Genomic DNA, 19,942 nt, shown 5'->3' with positions numbered 1-19,942 from the left:
ATTTTGTCGTTCAGGTATGACGGAGGCTAAATTGAAAAGAATACACATTATACTTTTTATAACGGCTATATGTTTATGTATTGGATTTGCAAAGTTCTTTAATCAAAGTATTTTGACTTATACTGCGATGATGGAAAAAGATGCAAATGTCCAAAAAAACGAGGGCGTGATAGGACTAAACGGGCAAGATGAGATTTCCGTTGTAAAAAGCGCAAACAAAAAAAGAGATAGTCGCAAACTGCGAAACGAGGAACCACGTGCTCAGAGCTATGAGTCGGCTGTGACCGTTTATGAATCGGAAGCTACGAGCCACGAGTTAAGAGCTACGAGCCACGAGTTAAGAGCCACGAGCCACAAGCCACGAGTTACGAGCCACGAGCCACGAGTTACGAGTCATGAGCCACGAGCTACGAACGACGAGCCACGAGTTAAGAGCCACGAGCCACGAGTTAAGAGCCACGAGCCACGAGTTAAGAGCCAAGAACCACGGGCGTTAGAGAAAAAAGCCACTCGCAAAAATAAAGTTGCTGGGGAAATCGTGAATCGTCAGAGTAACGACTTTGAAGATGGAATGCGAAGATTTAACTTAAAAGGTGCAGATGACGAAAATGCTGATGAGGACGACGAGGAAGAAATACCTTCGCGTGACACCGATGACGAAGAAATGTCTTCGCGTGACACCGATGACGAAGAAATGTCGTCGGGTGATGAGGACGACGATTCGCAAATTGCACAGGATGAAAACAATAACGAAAGTGCCGACGAAGAAAATAGTGACGAAGAGATCGATGAAGACCAAGTGGCGTCCAATGAGGACGACGCATTTGATGGGGATTTCGATGAACGTGGTGAAGAGACGAAGGAGGATGAGGACTTTGATACCGAGTCTCTACCACAGGATGAAAATAAAAGTGAATTTGCCGAAGACGACGATGATGAGTCCTACGATGAGCAATTTGAAAGCGATTTTGAGAAGGAATTTGCACGGCAAGATGCCGATGAAGTATACAGCGAAGAGGATGAAGATTACGATGACGGCGAAAATATAGAAGGCGACGAAAGTACTGATGTGGAAAAAGTCGTTTCTGCCGCAGAAAGTAGTGTCATCGAGGAAATAAAAAATGCCTACGCCAAGAACGATCTGCGAGAGGTGCACAGGTTACACAAAGCAAATCCTAATTTAACTTCCATTGAGGTGTACCGAAAATTATACGCCGAGATAAAGTTTTACCGCAAAAGTTTACGTGGTAGAAAAGTGCAAGAGCAAATAAAAAATTGGTCGCAGTTTTTGGAGTATTACCCGCAGAGTGTTCACGCAAAGTTTGCCAAGAGCAAGCTATTATTTGCCATTGGTCGAAATATTTACCGAATACCTTCGCAAAAACGTCAGCAAAGTTTGCAGATGAAAGATTTGCCACAAAATGCCAAAGATTTGGTCGATTTGGCGATTGTTGTGTGGAAGAGCAATAGTGCCAAATCTTATTCAATGTTGAAGTCCGTACACAAAGACGTTTTTCTTGGTCAAGTGCATCAGGGAGTACAAGGTCTTCAATATTATCTATACTTGCGCGACATCCGCCGCAATTTGCAAAGTGGTCAGTACAAAATGGCTATGGAGCTAAAATTTGAAGTCAGCGGTGAGGTTGAACTTGAGGCATATTTTTTATTGCAGGCCTTAGAAAATGAAATCTTAACTCAAAAAGAATTAGAAGAATACGAAAGTGCTTTAAAGCTTGTGAAAGACGGTGATTATCGCAAAGCGTTTACCGTTTTATCTCGCGTTAAGAACCAAGGAAATAGTTTTTATCGCGACAAGGCCGCGGCTAAATTAACGGAAGTTGTAGAAACTATTATTGGTGACGGTATTAAAAAAGGTGAGAAATATAGTGCGAAACAAAAATTTTCCGCAGCAACGGCAACATACAAGTCTCTAAGTCCATATGCGCTCACTTTAAAGCAACAGCAACTGCTGGAAGACAAAATATCTCAAACCTCCGAAATGGAGTTTCGCTCTTACTATGTTGCGGCACAGAAGTTTTTTAAAGAAAAACAGTATCGCAAATGTTTGTCCGAGATTATAAAAGCGGAGAAGTTCTACAACGGTACTCCTGATATCTATTTACAAGAATTGAAAAACTTAATTGTTGAGCGTGTCTTCAAGGCACACGATCAAGAAATTCGCAAATTGATCGATCGTGAGCAGCTGGTGGAAGCGGAAAATTATATAAACAAAATTTACAGCCAACATGATCCTGGACAAAAGCATCGCGATAACATCGCACGGTATGCGGAATTCATTGCTATTTACCCAAAAATTATCAAGGCGTATGAGAACAAAGAATATGCGAAAAGTTCGGAATTTTGTCAACGAGCATTAAGATATTACAGTGAAAATGCCCGTGTAAACAAGATTTATAAATTTACGATTGAAGAATCAAATACGATTACACGACGTATTAATAATGCGCGTGAGGCAATCCACAAAGGATACATTGTTCGTGCCTTAAAAGAAATTGACTACTGCGAAAGAATCGCGCGTACCGAAATGAATTCCGTAGAAGAATTAAAGAAAACATGGTTTTTACAACTGGCGACAAAATACAATGCGAAGTTTATTAAGGACGTTATGTATTTTGTGAAAGAAAAAGACCGATGGATTCTTGATATGACCGTCGATCGCTGGAAAAATTTATCTCTTGCAAAGAAAATAGAAGTGAGCCAGGCTTACCAGGAGGCATACGCTGTACAAGAAAATGTACCAGTGGAAAACACATTTGCGATACCCAAGAAAAACGGTAACGACGAAGATGTGAATTTTGAAATGGTTTTTGTACCACCAGCGCGTTTTTTAATGGGTTCCCCTAGTGATGAGAAGGATCGTTTTACTGACGAGTTGCGTCATATTGTGGTTCTCGATACAGCATACTGGATGGGAAAATACGAAGTTTCTGTCGCACAGTGGGAAGCCGTGACCGGGAGAAAAATTCATCAGTTAAAATTAGGTGATGATAAGGCGGAAAATACGCCCGTTTCTCACGTTAGCTGGGATGATATTCGTCGCCACTTCCTCTCGCGAGCGCACGAGTCTTTTCGTTTGCCTACAGAAGCGGAATGGGAATACACGTGTCGTGCCGGAACACAGAGCCGTTTTTACTGGGGGGATGATCCAAAGCTCGAAGATATTAAAGATTATGCATGGTATAATGAGAATACAGAAAAAGTCGGAGAGCCTTATGTTCATGAAATAGCGACAAAAGACGCGAACCCATGGGGTTTATTTGACATGAGTGGCAACATGTACGAGTGGTGTAATGATTGGAGTGGACCATACCCGAAAGGGGAGGCGGTAAATCCTCAAGGGGCGAAAAATGGAAAAATGCGTGTCTATCGTGGTGGATTGTGGTTCCACGATGCCAAATACTGCCGTTCTGCCGCGCGTGTTAGTTATTATCCTGATTATAGAGGTTATTATATTGGCTTTCGCTTATTCCGTCGCCACGCCGATCATAAAATCGTCATTGCGCATATGGACTGGGTGGCATCTTCTGTTGTGGAAAGAATCATGCAGCGCATGATTGAAAAAGAATTCAATATTCCTGTCAAATTTTTGCCGGTATCGCAGACTGAAGTTTGGGGAAAATTGGAGGCCGGTGTTGTGGATATTCATCCTGATGTGTGGCTGCCAAATCATCAAGAGATGTTCAATAAATACGTTGAAAAGAAAAAAACAATGTATGCAAGACTCAGTTATCGCAACGCTTTTCAAGGATTTTATATTCCCGAATATGTCGCCGATAAGTATGAAATCTACCACATTCGCGATCTCCAAGGTCGCGAAGACTTATTCGATCTTAACCACGATGGAATAGGCGATGTATGGGTCGGAGAGCCTGAGTGGCTCACAAGCAAAATCAATGAAGTAAAAGTGAGAAGTTATCAGTTGAATCTTGATGCGCTGACTTTGTATGAAAGAGAAATTATCGATATTGTGCGCGAACGAGTGTTGAGTCGTAAACCGATTGTTTTTTACAGTTGGGAACCTAACCCTGTTGTCGAGTGGTCAACGTTGCGCCGTTTAGAGGAACCAAAATACGACGTTACGAAATGGAACTTTCATCAAGAAAATATCGAAAACTCAAAAATCACTTGTGGGTATCCCGAAGCATCGGTATATGTTCTCGCTTCTTCGCAGTTGAAAGAACGGCATCCCCAAGTTTTCAAATTTTTGATGAATTGGTATTTTCCTATAGAAGAACTGAAAGATTTAATGTTGAAAGTGGAGAGCATTAGCAAAACAGCTTCTTCTCTTGAGATTACAGATATTATCACTAAGTGGATGGATGAAAATCCACGTATCAAACGTGATTGGCTACGAGGGGTCCGTTAGAGGTGAGTACAATGAATAATTTGCAAGAAAAATTGTTTGAAGAATGCTGTGCGATGATTTCGCATGCACAGAAGGTGGGGAAAAATTTCCCCGCGCATATTAATGTATTGACCGAAGTCTCTTTTGCAAGTAAAAAAATGAGTGATTTGCAAGAGCTACATGGTGAATTACAAGCGCTCATTGCTCCGGCGTTGGTAGAAAATATTGTTGAGCAAAAGCCTTTATTTTCTATGTGGTTGGCACGTTTTTCTCTAAGTGTTTTCATTGTCGGGCTTGTCGCATTTTCGATATGTGGCGTCCTCCATTCTTTCGATAGGTACTCTACAAAGACGATGCAACATGGTTTGTTGTTGGGGGCTGTATTTGCTGCGAATGGTCTTTATTTACTGTTTGAGTTAAAGAGGTTCCGCGAGAGTTTTGCTTTGCAACAAAGTGTCGAGGCGACAATGTGGATGCGTGGTGCTATGGGAATATTTTCGTCGGTTTTTTTAGTGGAAGCCGTTTTCGCAGATGCACAGATTATGCAAATGCCACGGTTTGTTCCTTTGCTATTTGTCTTTTCGTTTCCTTTCGCGATGTTCCACTGTTGGGATATCGTGTGGGCATCGATGAAAAAACTATTTTTTGCCGCGGATGTGTCGGAAGATGTTTATGAACTTTTGGCAAAGGAAATTGCGGTATTACATCGTTACCCAGCGAACTCAGACAAGGCACGTGCGCAATGCGATCAAATCCAAAAATTCTTACACCGACACAATTTGTTGGATGATATTGATTTGTTAGCGGAGTATGCTGCGGAAGATACACAAGAGTATTTGAAATTACTACTTTTTACACGCTTTATTGCGACGCATGAAAATGTTCCCGTCGTCGAGGAAAGTACCGAACAAACTACGTGTATTGATGAAATTGTAGATACGCATATTCAAAAAACTTTGTACAATCTTCGCAAGAGCAATACAAAAAAACAGAAAAACTCGAAGAGAAAGAAATCTAAGTCTAAAAAAAATAATACTTCCGTGGAAGAAATTTTCGAACAAGAGTTTGTGTGTATTAGGGACAACAAAAATGTCAAATCTGACAATGTATGAGTCAAACTATCAATGCGTTCGTGATCATCTACAATACATAAATTTGGTACTGGCTAAATTACTTTTGACACGAGAAGAATCCTCAAAAGGACTGTATATTTCGCAAGAAGAAGTATGGAATGTGATGGACAACATTGAGAAAGTTGTGGAGTGTGAAAATACACAACTTATTTCGAGTATTGACGAGGCTTATAGTATTATCCAATCACGCATTCAGGCGTCTTTGCGAAAGGGGTGCAACTTTCCCTTTTTGAAATTGTACTCTCTATTCGAACTAGATGAAGATGAGATTTTTATTGTATCGCTGCTTCTCGCTGGTCATACCAATCCTAAGTATAAAACTGTTTTTGCTTATCTGAACAACGATTTGAATCAAAAGTTTGCCACTGTTGAGTTACTCTTAGATGCTGTGTCTCACAACCATGAGGAGCGCTTTCGAAAACAGTGTTACTTTCGCCGTTCAGCGCCGTTACTTTCTCATCGTGTTATACAAATACAAGACGAGTGTGTGTCTTTAACAGACCGTTTTAAAGATTGGTTGTGTGAGGTCGATTGCGTGGAAAAAGATATTGAAAATATCGTTGAAATACATAAACGCGGTGATGACTTACACAACGCAAGAGCAATGCAAATATTTGCCGACAAAACGGCGATGACGTGGTTAACAGGTATCGACACCAATGAAAAAATTCGCTGGATACATTGCCAGCATCCACAGATAGAAGAAATTGTCGTTGGTGATCTCGACGCAATTTTGTCACACAAAGATCTTTACGATGTTTTAGACTTGGCTTTTCGTGAAGCATTACTTCGTGAATCTTGTCTTTTTTTTCGCAACGGAAGTACTTTACATGAGCACCCCCAAAGCTCGATGATTTTACGTTTTATAGAGAAGAAATTACGCACCGGAAAGTGCCAATTGTATGTTTGTGGAGAAAATCGCGGTAGTTTTGGTATGCAGAGTCATCATGTTGCCATGCCCCCACTTGAAGAACGAAAGCAAATTTGGATGTTGTTTGCTAAAAATGAAATTTCACAGAATAAAATCAATAAGTTGGCGGAAAAATATTCATTATCTTTTTCACAAATAGAGAACATTTATAAAGAGTGGTGTCGGAGTGGTAAGTCGCTAGAGGTGATATGTAAAGAATTTTTGGCTCCTAAGAAATCGCACTATATTCAGTTTATTGATCCACATTACAAATGGAAAGATATCGTACTGCCCAAAGACAAGAAGCAAGAGTTAAAAGAGATTAGCAAGTGCATTGAACATAAAGATTTTGTTCTTGATGAGTGGAATTTCCAAAGTAAAGTGGCGGGAAAGCGCGGAATTAATATTGTATTTAGCGGTGGGCCCGGAACGGGGAAAACAATGACTGCCGATATTATTGCCGGCAGCAATAACATGAATTTATACAAAGTAGATACCGCGAGTATTGTCGACAAGTATATTGGAGAAACAGAAAAAAAATTGAGAACGGTTTTTGAACAAGTTTCTGATACAAATAGTATTTTGTTTTTTGATGAGGCGGATTCACTTTTTGGTAAACGCGGTGAAGTAGAACGTGCCCAAGATCGTTATGCCAATGTCACTGTAAGTTATTTGTTGCAAAAAATAGAAGACCACAATGGAATCGTTATTCTGGCAACTAATTTGATTGAAAATTTAGACAAAGCATTTGTGCGGCGTATGAATTTTGTGATTCAGTTTCCACATCCCACAATAAAACAGCGTGTGGGAATATGGAAGAAAATATTTCCACGAGAGGTTCCTGTGGATAATATTGATTTAGAATTTCTTGCAAAAAAAGTAGATTTGTCGGGAGGTTATATCAAAAATATCGCGTGGCTAGCTTGTTTTTATGCTGCGGAAGACGACAAGGTACTACGTATGTCACACATTATTCGTTCTGTTCGCCGTGAGTATCAAAAAATAGGTAAAGCGTTTCTCGATTCTGACTTTGCACCTTACGTCTAAATGTCGTTCATTTTTACGTTCCTGTGGTCTAAAACACCAAGAGCCCGCAGCCGTAGAGTTAAGTAACTTTGTAAATGTCATCGTCTAGTTAGTTTTGTGGAAAAAGTTATGAACACTGTTTTTCGAGATATAAATGCAACACTTAAAAAGTTGTTGTTTAAAAATTTGTCGAACTTTGTCGAAGAAAGTTCGATTGTGTTTGGCCAGCCTGACCAAGTAGAGACATCAGGCAATACGCAAATATGTATGTTTCTGTATCGCTTTCAACCAAATGCACATTTGCGCAATGTTCCTCCTCGTTACGAGAATAACAAAATGATCGACCCCCCTCTTATCATGGATTTGCATTACATGGTAATTCCTTACGCAAAAGACCATGAAACTGAATTGATGTTACTAGAACGCATCATGGCAACTCTCCATGACTATGCCAATTTAAAGGGGGACCTCTTAGAAGGGGATCTTGCGAATACAGGTAATTCGCGCGTAAAAATCATACAAAACATAAAAGGAGCTGAAGAAACTCAGCCGTTACTTACTTCTGTCATGAAAGACAAATTTAAATTAGCTGCTCATTATGTCATTACACCCGTACAAATTCCATCGAGCAAGGCAGCGGAAGCGAAGTTAGTTGCCAAAAGAATTATTGATGTTAAAGATTTAGAGCAACTAAAAAAAGAAGAAGACGCTATAAAAGAAGCAAAGAAACAAGCGCGTAAAGAGTACATGAAGAAATTATGGGAAATACAGAAAAAAGCATACGAAGAAAAAGAAGAAGAAGAGGAAGAGGATTACGAAGAAGACGAGGATGAAGACGAAGACAAAGATGAAGAAGAAAGTGACGACGAGGATTACAGCGAAGACGACGAAGATGATGATGACGATGACGACGAAGATGATGATGACGATGATGACGATGATGACGATGACGATGACGATGATGATAAAAAAGACAAGAGCAAAGACGAAGACAGTGATGACGATGATGAAGATTATAGTGAAGACGATGAAGACGATGACGACGATGACGACGATAAAAAAGACAAGGATAAAGACAAAGATAGCGATGATGATAAAAAAGACAAGGATAAAGACGAAGATAGCGATGACGATGATGAAGACTACAGTGAAGACGAAGATGACGACGATGACGACGATAAAAAAGACAAGGATAAAGGTCGCTAATCTGTAGAGCTGTACTTTGTAATTGGTACCAAGTTTTGCAACGGCTTGCTACCAATTACAAGCGCGAGTTAACAGCAGAAGTCTAAAATGGAACTACTCGTCACAAAGGAGTTCGATCACTTTGTTGATGTTCTTTTTTTTGTGATTTATGTTATCTTTCTTTTCTGCGATATATTTTTGCTTTTGCGCAATTTTTTCGCGCAATTTTTTAATTTGTTGTTGGAGTAGGAGCACTTGCTGCTTGTGCATGCGGATGTCTATATGCTGTTCTTCTTTGTAATCTTTTAATTTGCGAAATTTTGTCACTTGCTGATTTTTTTCACCAATGACTTTTTGTAAGTAAACAATCTTTTCATGGAGGTCTTTGTCGCGAAGTTGCATTTGTTGTAAAAGACCCTGCAAATCTTTGTCACTATACTTTTGCTGTGCGATAACAACCGGGCCTGAATTTGTTACTTTTGTTAATAAAAAAGCGGTGGCTTGTTGGCATTGTCGCTGTTTGCGAATGTACTTGTTTTTTTGCGCGGTTAGACTCGTAATTTCTTGGGTGAGAAGAAGTTCTTCGTTGGACAACGGTTGCGAAAGTGCTAGTTGATGAAATAGCCCATAACGAACCCCTGTGGCAATAAAAACGAATAGCAATATCGAGTATATTACCTGTTGTTGTGGACTTTTTTTCATTCAATTTCCCCTTCCAAATAGACCTACTTTTTTCGTTCGAAATTTATGTTCTACGGTAGAATGTTGCATAATTTTTTGTGTTTACAAAGAAGAAGTTTTTATATAAAATTATAGGCAAAAGAAGAAATTTTAATTCTTGACTTCTAACAATTTATAGCGAGTAACATCGAACCAATTTAAATTATTATAGAGTTTTCGTTGTTAAAATTGCAATGAAAACCTGCAATAATTTTAATGGAAAACCTAGTATATTGCTCAATAAAGCGGGTTTTTTTGTTGTTAACAATAGTATATAGAACCCCAAAAGCAATACTTAGCTGCAAATGTTAGAATCATTCGTAATACTATTTACAGTTATTTTGAGGAGACCCTAATGGCATATCAGTCGCCAGGTGTATACATTAAAGAAGTCTCAAGTGGTTCTAAACCTATTCTAAGTGCAAGTACTTCTACTGGCGCTTTTATTGGAATAGCTGAAAAAGGGCCTACAAATAAACCGGTTCTCGTAACGAACTGGACACAGTTTATCACCACTTTTGGTAATTTTATTCCAGGCGGAAGACTTGCCTATGGAGTATATGCATTTTTCCAAGAAGGTGGTAGTAGCTGTTTTGTGGTTCGCGTAGATGCTGACGATGCTAAAGCGGCCAATGCAACAATGAATGTTGGTGAAGGTGACGCAGCAGCAAGCATAAAAATTACTGCCAATTCTAAGGGACTATGGGGAAATCGCGTTAGTTTGCGCGTTTCTGATCCTTTGGATGCAAATAAAGATACACATTTTCGTTTAAGTGTCATGTACCAAGAAAATGAAAATTTTACCAACGAATATGATGGTAACGATCCACGTGAAATTAAAGAAAACTACGTCGATGTCGATTTACAGAGACTAGTTGAATTAGCCAATCCTTTGGAAGACGGAGAAGGCGGCTCTGCTTTTATTCGCGTTGAAGTTCCAGAAGGTTTTAATGGTACTGGTAAGCGTTTACCAAATGGTGACATTAAACTAGAAAATGGTCTAGATGGTACTCTCCTCGGACAAGACGGAGTAAAGTCGTTTACAAACGCTTTAAAAGTTCTTGATCCAATTGATGAAATACTTCTTCTGTGTATTCCTGACCGTCCTGGAGACCGCGCTGTTATGATTGCAGCGATGAGTTATTGCCAGTTACGTCAAGATGCATTTTTTATCGCTGATCCGCCACGTGCTTTAGAGCCCACTGATGTTGCCGATTTTAAAAATGGTACGGGTAACTACAAAGGTGAAAAAGGTTTAGCCACTTCTTACAGTGCGTTGTACTATCCGTGGGTTTATATCACTGACCCAGCAACAGGGCGTAAAAAGTTAGTTCCTCCTTCAGGCCACATCGCAGGTATTTATGCATACACCGATAACAAGCGCGGTGTACACAAAGCTCCCGCTGGTATGGGGGTTGGTAGTTTGAAGACCATTGTTGGTATGGAACGCAATACTTCCAAAGGTGAACAAGACTACTTGCATCCACGTGCTATCAACGTTTTACGAAGTATTACTGGTGCTGGTGACTGTGTATGGGGAGCAAGCACTCTATCCGCAGATCCAGAATGGAAGTACATCAACATTCGTCGTTTGTTCATTATGGTGAGAGTATCTATCGCAAGAGCGACACAGTGGGTTGTTTTTGAACCCAATGATAAGCTACTCTGGGGTAAGGTAAAGAGAAATGTAAGTGCATATCTCAGTAATGTATGGCGTACAGGCGCTTTGGTAGGCGATAGCGAAGATCAAGCTTTCTACGTCAAGGTAGACGAAGAAAACAACCCGCAGTCTAGTATTGATGCTGGTGAATTGCATATCGATATAGGAATCGCTCCTGTTAAACCAGCAGAATTCGTCATATTTACTATTACTCAAAAATCCCCGCAATCATAGATAAAGGAGTGATTCATTATGGCAGATAGAAGAGACCATCTCGATCCATATCTCGGATATCGTTTTCGCGTTGATATTGACGGTATTGGTATAGCGTCTTTTAAAAGAATTGCTATTCCAAGTCCGGAAACGCAAGTAAAAGAATATGCGGAAGGTGGCAATGTTACCACAAGTAAATTGGCCGGTATCACCTCCTATCCTGAAATTACACTGGAAAAAGGTTTGTTCAGTAGTTTGGAATTGTGGGAATGGTATAATTCTGTAATCACAACAGGCGCAATCCCCAACCGTAAAAATATGTCAATTACTGTAGTTGATGAAGAAGGTAACGATGGCCCTTCTTGGGAAATTGTAAATTGTTGGCCTTCGAAGATTGAGTATGGCGAATTGGATTCGACAAACGACGAACCTATACCTGAAACTGTTACGATTCAACACGAAGGTGTAAAACGCGTAACATAAGGAAATGATACATGACCGTTTTACAAATAGAACACGATTTTGAATTACCTTTGGGCTATGTAGACGAAGACGGCAATTTGCATAAGGTCGGAAAAATGCGCCTTGCCACAGCAGCGGACGAAGTTTTACCGATGCGCGATCCACGAGTTCAGCAAAATCCATCCTATTTGAGCATTATTATCTTATCTAGAGTAGTTGTCAAACTTGGCACCCTAAAAATGGTGACGCCAAGAACTGTGGAAAATTTATTCACCAAAGACTTCAACTACTTACAAAGAATGTATAGCCAAATTAATGGTGTAGAAGATAATTCAGAAAATTAGAGTGTTTAAAGCGTACATCTATAACCACAGCTTACAATGTAAAATCATAGAACACATTTGAAGACAAAGTTATAGATGTATGTTTTTTGCGCTAGTATATGTTCTACATGAACGAATTTTAATCAGCTATTTGTGGAAGCCTAAAGATGGATATTGCGACACAATTTGAATTTTCGCTGCCTATGGGCTATGTTGATAGCCAGGGAGTCGTTCATAAAAATGGTATTATGAGATTAGCGACGGCTGCAGACGAAATATTTCCAACCAAAGATGCTAAAGTAAAAAGCAATCCCTCGTATTTACCAATTGCTTTACTTTCCAGAGTGATCGTTCGTCTTGGTAGTATTGAAGAAATTAACACCGATATAATCGAAAATTTATTTACTAAAGATTTTGCGTATTTGCAAGACTTGTACAACCGACTTAATGAGCATGGCGAAGATGCGTTTCGTACGAAGTGTCCAAATTGTAATGCAAGAATTAAAGTTGAGGTGCCTTCATTGGGGGAGTAGCTCGCTATCCTTTGGAACGTCTCTATGAAGAGATAGCATTTATCGCATTCCATTTTCATTGGGCACGGCAAACCATTATGAATATGGAACACAAAGAGAGACAAAAGTGGTGTCAACAAATCAACAGCATTAACGATAAGCTCAATAGCAACGAAAAAAAGCCAAAGACCCAAAGTATTTTTAGTATAAAGTAAGGATTATTATGGTAGATATTCGAACAGCGGCATTTGGATCTACTCCAGATCTACTTTTTTTAAATCATCGTTTTATGGTAGAAATCAATGGTTTACCCATTGCGGGATTTGCTGAAATTTCTGGTTTAGAAGTAAGTATTGAGACGGAAACAATTAGTGAAGGAGGGTGTCCTTTCCCCTACACCATTCGTACGGGTGTAAGTTACAGCGATTTGACTTTGAAGCGTGGATTAGGCTTGATCCCTTTTTATTCGTGGGTCAAAGACGTTGCCGAGGGAAAAACGGGGCGTGTAGATATTATTGTGCACCTTTTAGAAAATATACCTGGTCCCATTCCGCTTCCGACGAAAACATGGATGTTTCTAAATGCTTTTCCCACGAAATGGTCTGTCAGTGACCTAAATTCGACAGACGGAGAAATTGTGTTTGAAGAGATCACCATGGCTCATCACGGTTTTAAACAGATTTTGTAGGAATGTTTCTTCGCGAGTGAAAATTTTCATTGTCCATTACTTTTTAGCTACACAACGGGAGAAAGGAAGTGCGAGGTCTATAACTTTGTGGTTCGCGTTAATTCACTTGTGAGTTCCCTCGCCACGTCATAATGAACGCTATTAAGTACATTAAACCACAAAATTTGATTACTCAGCATCTGCATAGAGAAAATCTCAATGTCAAAATTTGGGAAAAATATCGTGCGCCGATGATGAGAACGGAAATTTTTCCACTTGTCTTTCAAGAAAATCCAATGGTAGAACCCGAGGAAACGGAAGAAACGTCTACCACCACAAATATACACAATATAAACTTTTTTCTCAAACACTTCGAGCGCATTTTACAAACAAATCTCGAAGATAAAACGAATTTGCATTCGTTCTTTCCTCTTTATTCTCTCCAAAATATACAAAAACATACACAGAAAATTGCGCAGCACATGAAGTTTTTTAACGAAAATGTTCAGCAAAATATGTTTTCTAAAACTTCACAAAAACAATACAAGTACTTGTATAAAAATTCGCAAAATACTCATCTTGTAGAGGCCACCACACAACGTAAAAGTAGTATGTTACAGGTGGTGAATAATCGCCAGGGAAATGTGAATAACGCGGCATATAGAATATTGCAGCGTAAAAGCGCGAATACGCGCAAGATGCTGCAAGTGGTGAATCACTTAACATATAACACGCCACAACAATATGTCGAAGAAGTAGACAATACGTCGCAAACGAGAAATGTGGCGCGAACGAGTACCAATAGTTTATCGCAAGTACTCAATCATCTAGCGTATATGTTGCCCGCGGAGACTGTAAACAATGCAACATACATCGCGTTACAGCGCAAAAGTACGAATATGCGCAAGATGCTGCAAGTGTTGAATAACTTGACATACAGTACGCCACAACAATACGTAGAAGAAATAAGTAACACGTCGCCACAAAATAGAAATGTGACGCAAACGAACACCAATAGTTTACTACAAGTCCTCAATCATCTAACGTATACGTTGCCCGGGGCTTATGCAAATAACGTGGCATACACAACGTTGCAGCGCAAAAGCACAAATATGCGCAAGATGCTGAAAGTGCTGAATAATCTGACATACAGTACACCACAACAATATATAGAAGAAATAAACAATGCGTCGCCACAAAATAGAAATGTGACGCAAACGAGTACCAATAGCCTACTACAAGTGCTCAATCATCTGGCGTATATGTTGCCCGCGGAGAACGTAAGTAACGCAACATACACGATCTTGCAGCGCAAAACTACAAATATGTGCAAGATGCTGCAAGTGGTGAATGACCTGACGTACAGTAAGCCACAACAATACATAGAAGAAATAAACAATGCGTCGCCACAAAATAGAAGTGTGACGCGAACGAGTACCAATAGTTTACTACAAGTACTCAACGATCTGGCGTATACGTTGCCAGCGGGACACACGAATAATGTGGCATACACGACGTTACAGCGCAAAAGTACGAATATGCGCAAGATGCTGCAAGTGGTGAATAACCTGACATATAGTATACCACAACAATACGTAGAAGAAGTAAGTAACGCATCGCCTCAAAGTAGAAATGTGGCACGAACGAGTACCAATAGCCTACTACAAGTGCTCAATCATCTAGCGTATATGTTGCCCGCGGACAATGTAAATAGCGCAACATACACGACGTTGCAGCGTAAAAGTACGAATATGCGCAAGATGTTACAGGTAGTGAATAACCTGACATACAGTACACCACAGCAGTACATAGAAGAAATAAACAACGCGTCGCCACAAAATAGAGATGTGACGCGAACGAGTACCAGTAGCTTACTACAAGTGCTCAACGACCTGGCGTATACATTGCCGGGGGGGCACACGAATAATGCGGCTTATACGACGTTGCAGCGCAAAAGTACGAATATGCCCAAGATGTTGCAAGTGTTGAATAACCTGACATACAGTACACCACAACAATATATAGAAGAAATAAACAACGCGTCGCCACAAAATGTGACGCAAACGAGTAACAATAGCTTATTACAAGTACTTAATCATCTAGCGTATATGTTGCCCGCGGAGAATATAAATAACGCAACATACACGACGTTACAGCGCAAAAGCACAAATATGCGCAAGATGCTGCAAGTGGTGAATAACCTGACATACAGTACGCCGCAACAATACATAGAAGAAATAAACAACGCGTCGCCACAAAATAGAAATGTGACGCAAACGAGCACCAATAGCTTATTACAAGTACTTAATCATCTGGCGTATATGTTGCCCGCGGAGAATATAAATAACGCAACATACACGACGTTACAGCGCAAAAGTACGAATATGCGCAAGATGCTGCAAGTGATGAATAACCTGACATACAGTACGCGGCAACAATACATAGAAAAAATAAATAACGCGTCGCCACAAAATAGAAATGTAACGCAAACGAGCACCAATAAATTACTACAAGCACTCAATCATCTGGCGTATATGTTGCCCGCGGAGAATGTAAATAACGCAACATACACGACATTACAGCGCAAAAGTACGAATATGCGCAAGATGTTGCAGGTAGTGAATAACCTGACGTACAGTACACCACAGCAGTACATAGAAGAAATAAACAACGCGTCGCCACAAAATAGAGATGTGACGCGAACGAGTACCAGTAGCTTACTACAAGTGCTCAACGACCTGGCGTATACATTGCCGGGGGGTCACACGAATAATGCGGCTTATACGACGTTGCAGCGCAAAAGTACGAATATGCCAAAGATGTTGCAAGTGTTGAATAACCTGACATACAGTACACCACAACAATATATAGAAGAAATAAACAATGTGTCATCACAAAATAGAAATGTGACGCGAACGAGTACAAATAACTTACTACAAGTGCTCAATCATCTCGCGTATATGTTGCCCGCGGAGAATGTAAATAACGCAACATACACGACGTTGCAGCGCAAAAGTACGAATATGCGCAAGATGCTGCAAGTGGTGAATAATCTGACGTATAGTACACCACAGCAATACGTAGAAGAAATAAACAACGCGTCACCACAAAATAGAAATGTGACGCGAACGAGTACAAATAGCTTATTACAAATGCTCAATCATCTAGCGTACATGCTGCCTGCGAATCATACACGTAATGTGACGTATACGATGTTGCCGCGCAAAAATGCCAGCATGCGCAATATGTTACATGTCGGCAATCATTTGACGTATCAGCAACACATGGAAAATACACCGGAAATTTCGCGACAAGGTAGCCATCAAAATAAACTATTACAGGTGCTAAGTAACATATCTCACATGATTCCTAAACAAGGCAATACTGTATTGCAACGCAGAAGTGCAACCCCAAATATGTTGTATGCCTTGAACCACTTTACATATAAAACGCCACAAACGGACAACCATGCATATTATCCTACAAACAGTAAGATGCTCTCAGAAAGACTTGTGAGCTTAAGAGACCGTGTGGCAAATCAATTTACACAGCTCCACAATAAGTATTTTTTTACGGCAAACAATCCTCTGTCTCATCGAATATATGTAAACCACGAATCTGAAGTAAAACCTTTGAATACATCGTCATCGCATCAGCGTTTACAGTATAAACGTCGTGAAACTATACCAAAATATATTGCTGTGCAGCGTGAACAATTACCATTAAAATACAAAGAGAACCCACAGAAGCAAATCATTGAGGAAAAGAAAAAGCCGCAAAAAAATCAAAGGACAACACATATTCACGTGAGTGATACCAAAATTAACAGTATTGCAACACGAGTGTACAAGATATTGGAGAAAAAAATGTCAATCGAAAAAAATAGAAGAGGAATTTTCTAATGGTAAGCCTAAATCCTTTCTTCCCGTCAGAAGTAGATTATCGCGTAACAAATAGCCAGCGCGCCTTTATCAAAAATGAAGATACAGGGGAAGAGTTTACGGTTATGTTTAACCCTGAAGGATATAGTTATAAATTAAGCGCGGATGACAAAGAGGGTAACGAAAAAGACGAAGACGTACTCACGGTTACTGGTGGAGATGTTACGGCGAGTAGTGAATCTGTGGATTTGCCGTTTCACAGTACGGGAATAGGTGACCTGGACATTACCTTACAATATCACGCGTATACGTCAAGTATTGACATTCGTTCTGAGATGATGAAGATTCAGGAACTCACTTTGCCAACCCAGTCGAGTGGTAGTGTTCGTCGTCGTCCAGAATGTTCCTTCAATTGGGAAGAGTTTTACTACCTCGGCTATATTACGGAGGCCGAGGCAAAGTATACCATGTTTGATAGTGATGGGAAGCCACTTCGTGCAGAATTGTCTCTTAATTTCAAAGCGATTATTCCCGAGAAAGACAAAAATAAGTACTCTGGTTTCGAAGGTTGCCGTAAGACATGGATTGTTAAAGGAAATGACCGTTTGGATTTAATAGCTAACGCCATTTACCAGGATGCGAAACAGTGGCTATTTATTGCCCGAGAAAATGATATCGATAACCCTATTAAATTTCCAACACCGAATGACATTGGTAGAGTGTTGATTTTACCGGACTTACCTACGTAGAGATAAAAAATGGGAAAACCAATAGCGAAAATTTTGATTGATAATTCTGAAGCCGACGAATGTAAGATGGCAAAATTGATTGAGGTGGTTGTGGAAGAAGAATTGAATCTTCCCACGATGTTCTACTTCTATTTGTCGATTATTGACGATGAAAGTGGACCATGGAAAAATGTAGACCTTTCTAAATTTGCTCCGGGGAAAGCGGTGACCATTTCTATGGGACTTGATACGGAAAAAGAATTATTCAAAGGCGAAATTACCGCCGTTGATATTTCTTTTTCATCGGTTCCTTATATTGAAGTTCGTGGATTTGATCGTCTGCATCGTTTGCAATTTGGCCGTAAGAATCGTTCTTTTGCCGAACAAAAAGACAGTCAAATTGTCTCAACAATTGCAAGTGAAGAGGGGCTTTCCGCCACAGCAGATGCCACAACAACGGTATACCCGTGTTTGTTTCAGTTTAACCAAACGAACTACCATTTTCTTTTGGAGCGTGCGCGTAAAATTGGTTACGAGTTAATGGTGGATGATAAAAAGTTACTGTTTCGCAAATCCCAAGAGGATAAGTCGGCGTCCATTAGTTTAAATTTTGGAGAAGATATATTCGATTTTAATGTAAGTTTGCGGACGGTGCGACAAGGGGCTGTTGTCGAGACACGCGGTTGGGACGTGACAAAGATGGAAGAAATTCTCGGTAGTGGAAAAGCGGGAGATGAAATAAGTAAAATGGGGGGAAGCCAAACGGGGCATGCTATGGCCACTTCTGCGTTTAAGAGTGCTGAAAATACCATTGTCAATGAAAATTTTGTAGATAAAAGCGAAGCGGACACACGTGCTGCTGCCTTTTACAATGAAACGCAACAAGACTTTATTACAGGTGAAGGGACGTATTCAGGTACAGAGCAAATACGCGTTGGAACAACCATTGAAATTACCAACTTGGGAGATAAATTTAGTGGGAGTTACTATGTAACAGGTACAACGCACGTTCTCAACAAAAAACAATACACGACCAAATTTAAAGTGAGAAAGACGGGAATATGAGTTTTGTCGATATGTTTTATCAAAGTGAAAATCAGTCGCGGGTAACAGGAGTATTTATTGGTGTGGTTACCAATAACAAGGACCCCGATAAACTCGGTAGAGTAAAAGTTAGATTTCCAAAAATTAGTAAAGACAACGAGACGGATTGGATTCGTATCGCGACGCTATTTACGGGAGCAGAGTTTGGATCTTTTTTCCTACCGGAGGTCAAAGACGAAGTTTTGGTGGCATTTGAAAATGGAGACATCAACATGCCGTTTGTGATTGGTTCGTTGTGGAATGGTGTCAATAAGCCCGTGGAAGACAACGCTGATGGTAAGAATAATTTCTCTGTTATTAAGACGCGTAGCGGGCATACCCTTAAATTTGACAACACCGACGGTTCGGAAAAAATTGAGATTATCGACAAAACGACAAAAAATCTAATCACCATCGATTCAAGTACCAACACTATTTCCATTGTAAGCGATGCGGACATTACCATGACGGCCAAAAACGGCAAGATTGCTTTGGATGCAAGTGATGTGGAAATTAAAGGTTCGAGTAGTATAAAAATCGAATCTTCTGGAGGCCTTGATGCCAAAGCCTCGGGAACTGCCAACTTCGAAGGCAACACGACGAATATTAAAGGAAGTACTACTAATGTTAAAGGAAGTACGGTAAACTTAAATTAGGGCGCTGTATAGTGGAGAGAAAAAGTGGCAGAAGATCATGACTTCTTAGGAAAAGGTTGGAAGTACCCGATGACCGAGCGGACGAAAAAGTCGGAAGCCGGAGGGGAAGATAGTATTGCACAATCTATTCTTATTATCATTGGAACGATGAAGGGCGAACGGGTGATGCGTCCGCGTTTTGGCTGTGATATACACAAGATTATTTTTGAATTGAAAAATAAGAGAACATATCACACTGCGGAGCGTTATGTTCGTGAGGCCTTGGAAGAGTGGGAGCCGCGTATTGGTAATATCAAAGTAAAAGCAACCCCTGATCCAGATCAAGATAGCCGCATAAATATTTCAATCGATTACACTGTAATTGATACCAATACACAAAGAAACTTGGTCTATCCTTTTTATATAAGTGGTTAACAA

General features: G+C 40.1%; 16 protein-coding genes. 15 read left to right on the top strand and 1 reads right to left on the bottom strand.

Translation table 11 applies throughout. The features are described from left to right. The first annotated feature begins 31 nt into the window (after positions 1-31). From UABAM_RS31670 to UABAM_RS33625, 4 genes are all read left to right on the top strand, one after another. A complete protein-coding gene (locus UABAM_RS31670) occupies positions 32-4,387 on the top strand; it encodes an SUMF1/EgtB/PvdO family nonheme iron enzyme (RefSeq protein WP_173013688.1) in 4,356 nt (1,451 codons plus the stop codon). Positions 4,388-4,398: 11 nt separating this feature from the next. Continuing rightward, positions 4,399-5,478: a hypothetical protein gene (locus UABAM_RS31665; protein ID WP_151972077.1), complete on the top strand. Its 1,080-nt coding sequence runs from the start codon at positions 4,399-4,401 to the stop codon at positions 5,476-5,478. Next, the gene (locus UABAM_RS31660; protein ID WP_151972075.1) at positions 5,456-7,456 is read left to right on the top strand and encodes an ATP-binding protein; all 2,001 of its coding nucleotides are present in this window, start codon (positions 5,456-5,458) and stop codon (positions 7,454-7,456) included. Before UABAM_RS31665 ends, UABAM_RS31660 begins: the two co-directional genes overlap by 23 nt. 108 nt (positions 7,457-7,564) lie before the next feature. Next, positions 7,565-8,641, top strand: coding sequence for a DUF4255 domain-containing protein (locus UABAM_RS33625; protein WP_173013687.1), 1,077 nt, complete (start codon positions 7,565-7,567; stop codon positions 8,639-8,641). Between the two features lie 93 nt (positions 8,642-8,734). Here UABAM_RS33625 and UABAM_RS31645 read toward each other — a convergent pair whose 3' ends face one another. Continuing rightward, on the bottom strand, positions 8,735-9,322 hold the full coding sequence (locus UABAM_RS31645) for a hypothetical protein (protein WP_151972073.1): 588 nt from the start codon (positions 9,320-9,322) through the stop codon (positions 8,735-8,737). 373 nt (positions 9,323-9,695) lie between these two features. On the opposite strand from UABAM_RS31645, the gene UABAM_RS31640 reads away from it, so the two are divergent. The 11 genes from UABAM_RS31640 to UABAM_RS31590 all read left to right on the top strand — a co-directional run bounded on the left by UABAM_RS31640 (position 9,696) and on the right by UABAM_RS31590 (position 19,939). Next, positions 9,696-11,234, top strand: a complete 1,539-nt coding sequence (locus UABAM_RS31640; RefSeq protein ID WP_151972071.1) for a phage tail sheath C-terminal domain-containing protein — start codon at positions 9,696-9,698, stop codon at positions 11,232-11,234. 18 nt (positions 11,235-11,252) lie between these two features. Next, complete coding sequence (locus tag UABAM_RS31635) at positions 11,253-11,696, top strand: phage tail protein (RefSeq protein WP_151972069.1); 444 nt, start codon at positions 11,253-11,255, stop codon at positions 11,694-11,696. Positions 11,697-11,707: 11 nt separating this feature from the next. Next, on the top strand, positions 11,708-12,019 hold the full coding sequence (locus UABAM_RS31630; RefSeq protein WP_151972067.1) for a hypothetical protein: 312 nt from the start codon (positions 11,708-11,710) through the stop codon (positions 12,017-12,019). A 146-nt stretch (positions 12,020-12,165) separates the two neighbouring features. Continuing rightward, a complete protein-coding gene (locus tag UABAM_RS31625; protein ID WP_151972065.1) occupies positions 12,166-12,531 on the top strand; it encodes a phage tail assembly protein in 366 nt (121 codons plus the stop codon). Between the two features lie 11 nt (positions 12,532-12,542). Then, positions 12,543-12,725, top strand: a complete 183-nt coding sequence (locus tag UABAM_RS34315) for a DUF6760 family protein (protein WP_368239158.1) — start codon at positions 12,543-12,545, stop codon at positions 12,723-12,725. Between the two features lie 8 nt (positions 12,726-12,733). Further along, positions 12,734-13,198, top strand: a complete 465-nt coding sequence (locus UABAM_RS31615; protein WP_151972063.1) for a phage tail protein — start codon at positions 12,734-12,736, stop codon at positions 13,196-13,198. 230 nt (positions 13,199-13,428) lie between these two features. Continuing rightward, the gene (locus UABAM_RS31610; RefSeq protein ID WP_151972061.1) at positions 13,429-17,079 is read left to right on the top strand and encodes a hypothetical protein; all 3,651 of its coding nucleotides are present in this window, start codon (positions 13,429-13,431) and stop codon (positions 17,077-17,079) included. Beyond that, entirely contained in the window at positions 17,079-17,807 is a 729-nt protein-coding gene (locus UABAM_RS31605) for a CIS tube protein (protein ID WP_151972059.1), read from the top strand. The genes UABAM_RS31610 and UABAM_RS31605 overlap by 1 nt, the downstream gene beginning before the upstream one ends. A 9-nt stretch (positions 17,808-17,816) precedes the next feature. After that, positions 17,817-18,851, top strand: a complete 1,035-nt coding sequence (locus tag UABAM_RS31600) for a phage late control D family protein (RefSeq protein WP_151972057.1) — start codon at positions 17,817-17,819, stop codon at positions 18,849-18,851. Next, on the top strand, positions 18,848-19,525 hold the full coding sequence (locus UABAM_RS31595; protein WP_151972055.1) for a phage baseplate assembly protein V: 678 nt from the start codon (positions 18,848-18,850) through the stop codon (positions 19,523-19,525). Before UABAM_RS31600 ends, UABAM_RS31595 begins: the two co-directional genes overlap by 4 nt. Positions 19,526-19,549: 24 nt before the next feature. Continuing rightward, positions 19,550-19,939: a GPW/gp25 family protein gene (locus UABAM_RS31590; RefSeq protein WP_151972053.1), complete on the top strand. Its 390-nt coding sequence runs from the start codon at positions 19,550-19,552 to the stop codon at positions 19,937-19,939. The last annotated feature ends 3 nt before the right edge of the window (positions 19,940-19,942 follow it).

This window comes from Candidatus Uabimicrobium amorphum (assembly GCF_009002475.1).
Classification (GTDB): Bacteria; Planctomycetota; Uabimicrobiia; order Uabimicrobiales; family Uabimicrobiaceae; genus Uabimicrobium; species Uabimicrobium amorphum.
The sequence above is the reverse complement of the archived record's forward strand: the minus strand, read 5'-3'. Positions and strand labels throughout refer to the sequence as shown.

Coding starts and splice junctions, on each gene's coding strand:
- UABAM_RS31665 (WP_151972077.1), top strand. CDS start 4,399: ATGAATAATTTGCAAGAAAAATTGTTTGAAGAATGCTGTGCGATGATT.
- UABAM_RS31660 (WP_151972075.1), top strand. CDS start 5,456: ATGTCAAATCTGACAATGTATGAGTCAAACTATCAATGCGTTCGTGAT.
- UABAM_RS33625 (WP_173013687.1), top strand. CDS start 7,565: ATGAACACTGTTTTTCGAGATATAAATGCAACACTTAAAAAGTTGTTG.
- UABAM_RS31645 (WP_151972073.1), bottom strand. CDS start 9,322: ATGAAAAAAAGTCCACAACAACAGGTAATATACTCGATATTGCTATTC.
- UABAM_RS31640 (WP_151972071.1), top strand. CDS start 9,696: ATGGCATATCAGTCGCCAGGTGTATACATTAAAGAAGTCTCAAGTGGT.
- UABAM_RS31635 (WP_151972069.1), top strand. CDS start 11,253: ATGGCAGATAGAAGAGACCATCTCGATCCATATCTCGGATATCGTTTT.
- UABAM_RS31630 (WP_151972067.1), top strand. CDS start 11,708: ATGACCGTTTTACAAATAGAACACGATTTTGAATTACCTTTGGGCTAT.
- UABAM_RS31625 (WP_151972065.1), top strand. CDS start 12,166: ATGGATATTGCGACACAATTTGAATTTTCGCTGCCTATGGGCTATGTT.
- UABAM_RS31615 (WP_151972063.1), top strand. CDS start 12,734: ATGGTAGATATTCGAACAGCGGCATTTGGATCTACTCCAGATCTACTT.
- UABAM_RS31610 (WP_151972061.1), top strand. CDS start 13,429: ATGATGAGAACGGAAATTTTTCCACTTGTCTTTCAAGAAAATCCAATG.
- UABAM_RS31605 (WP_151972059.1), top strand. CDS start 17,079: ATGGTAAGCCTAAATCCTTTCTTCCCGTCAGAAGTAGATTATCGCGTA.
- UABAM_RS31600 (WP_151972057.1), top strand. CDS start 17,817: ATGGGAAAACCAATAGCGAAAATTTTGATTGATAATTCTGAAGCCGAC.
- UABAM_RS31595 (WP_151972055.1), top strand. CDS start 18,848: ATGAGTTTTGTCGATATGTTTTATCAAAGTGAAAATCAGTCGCGGGTA.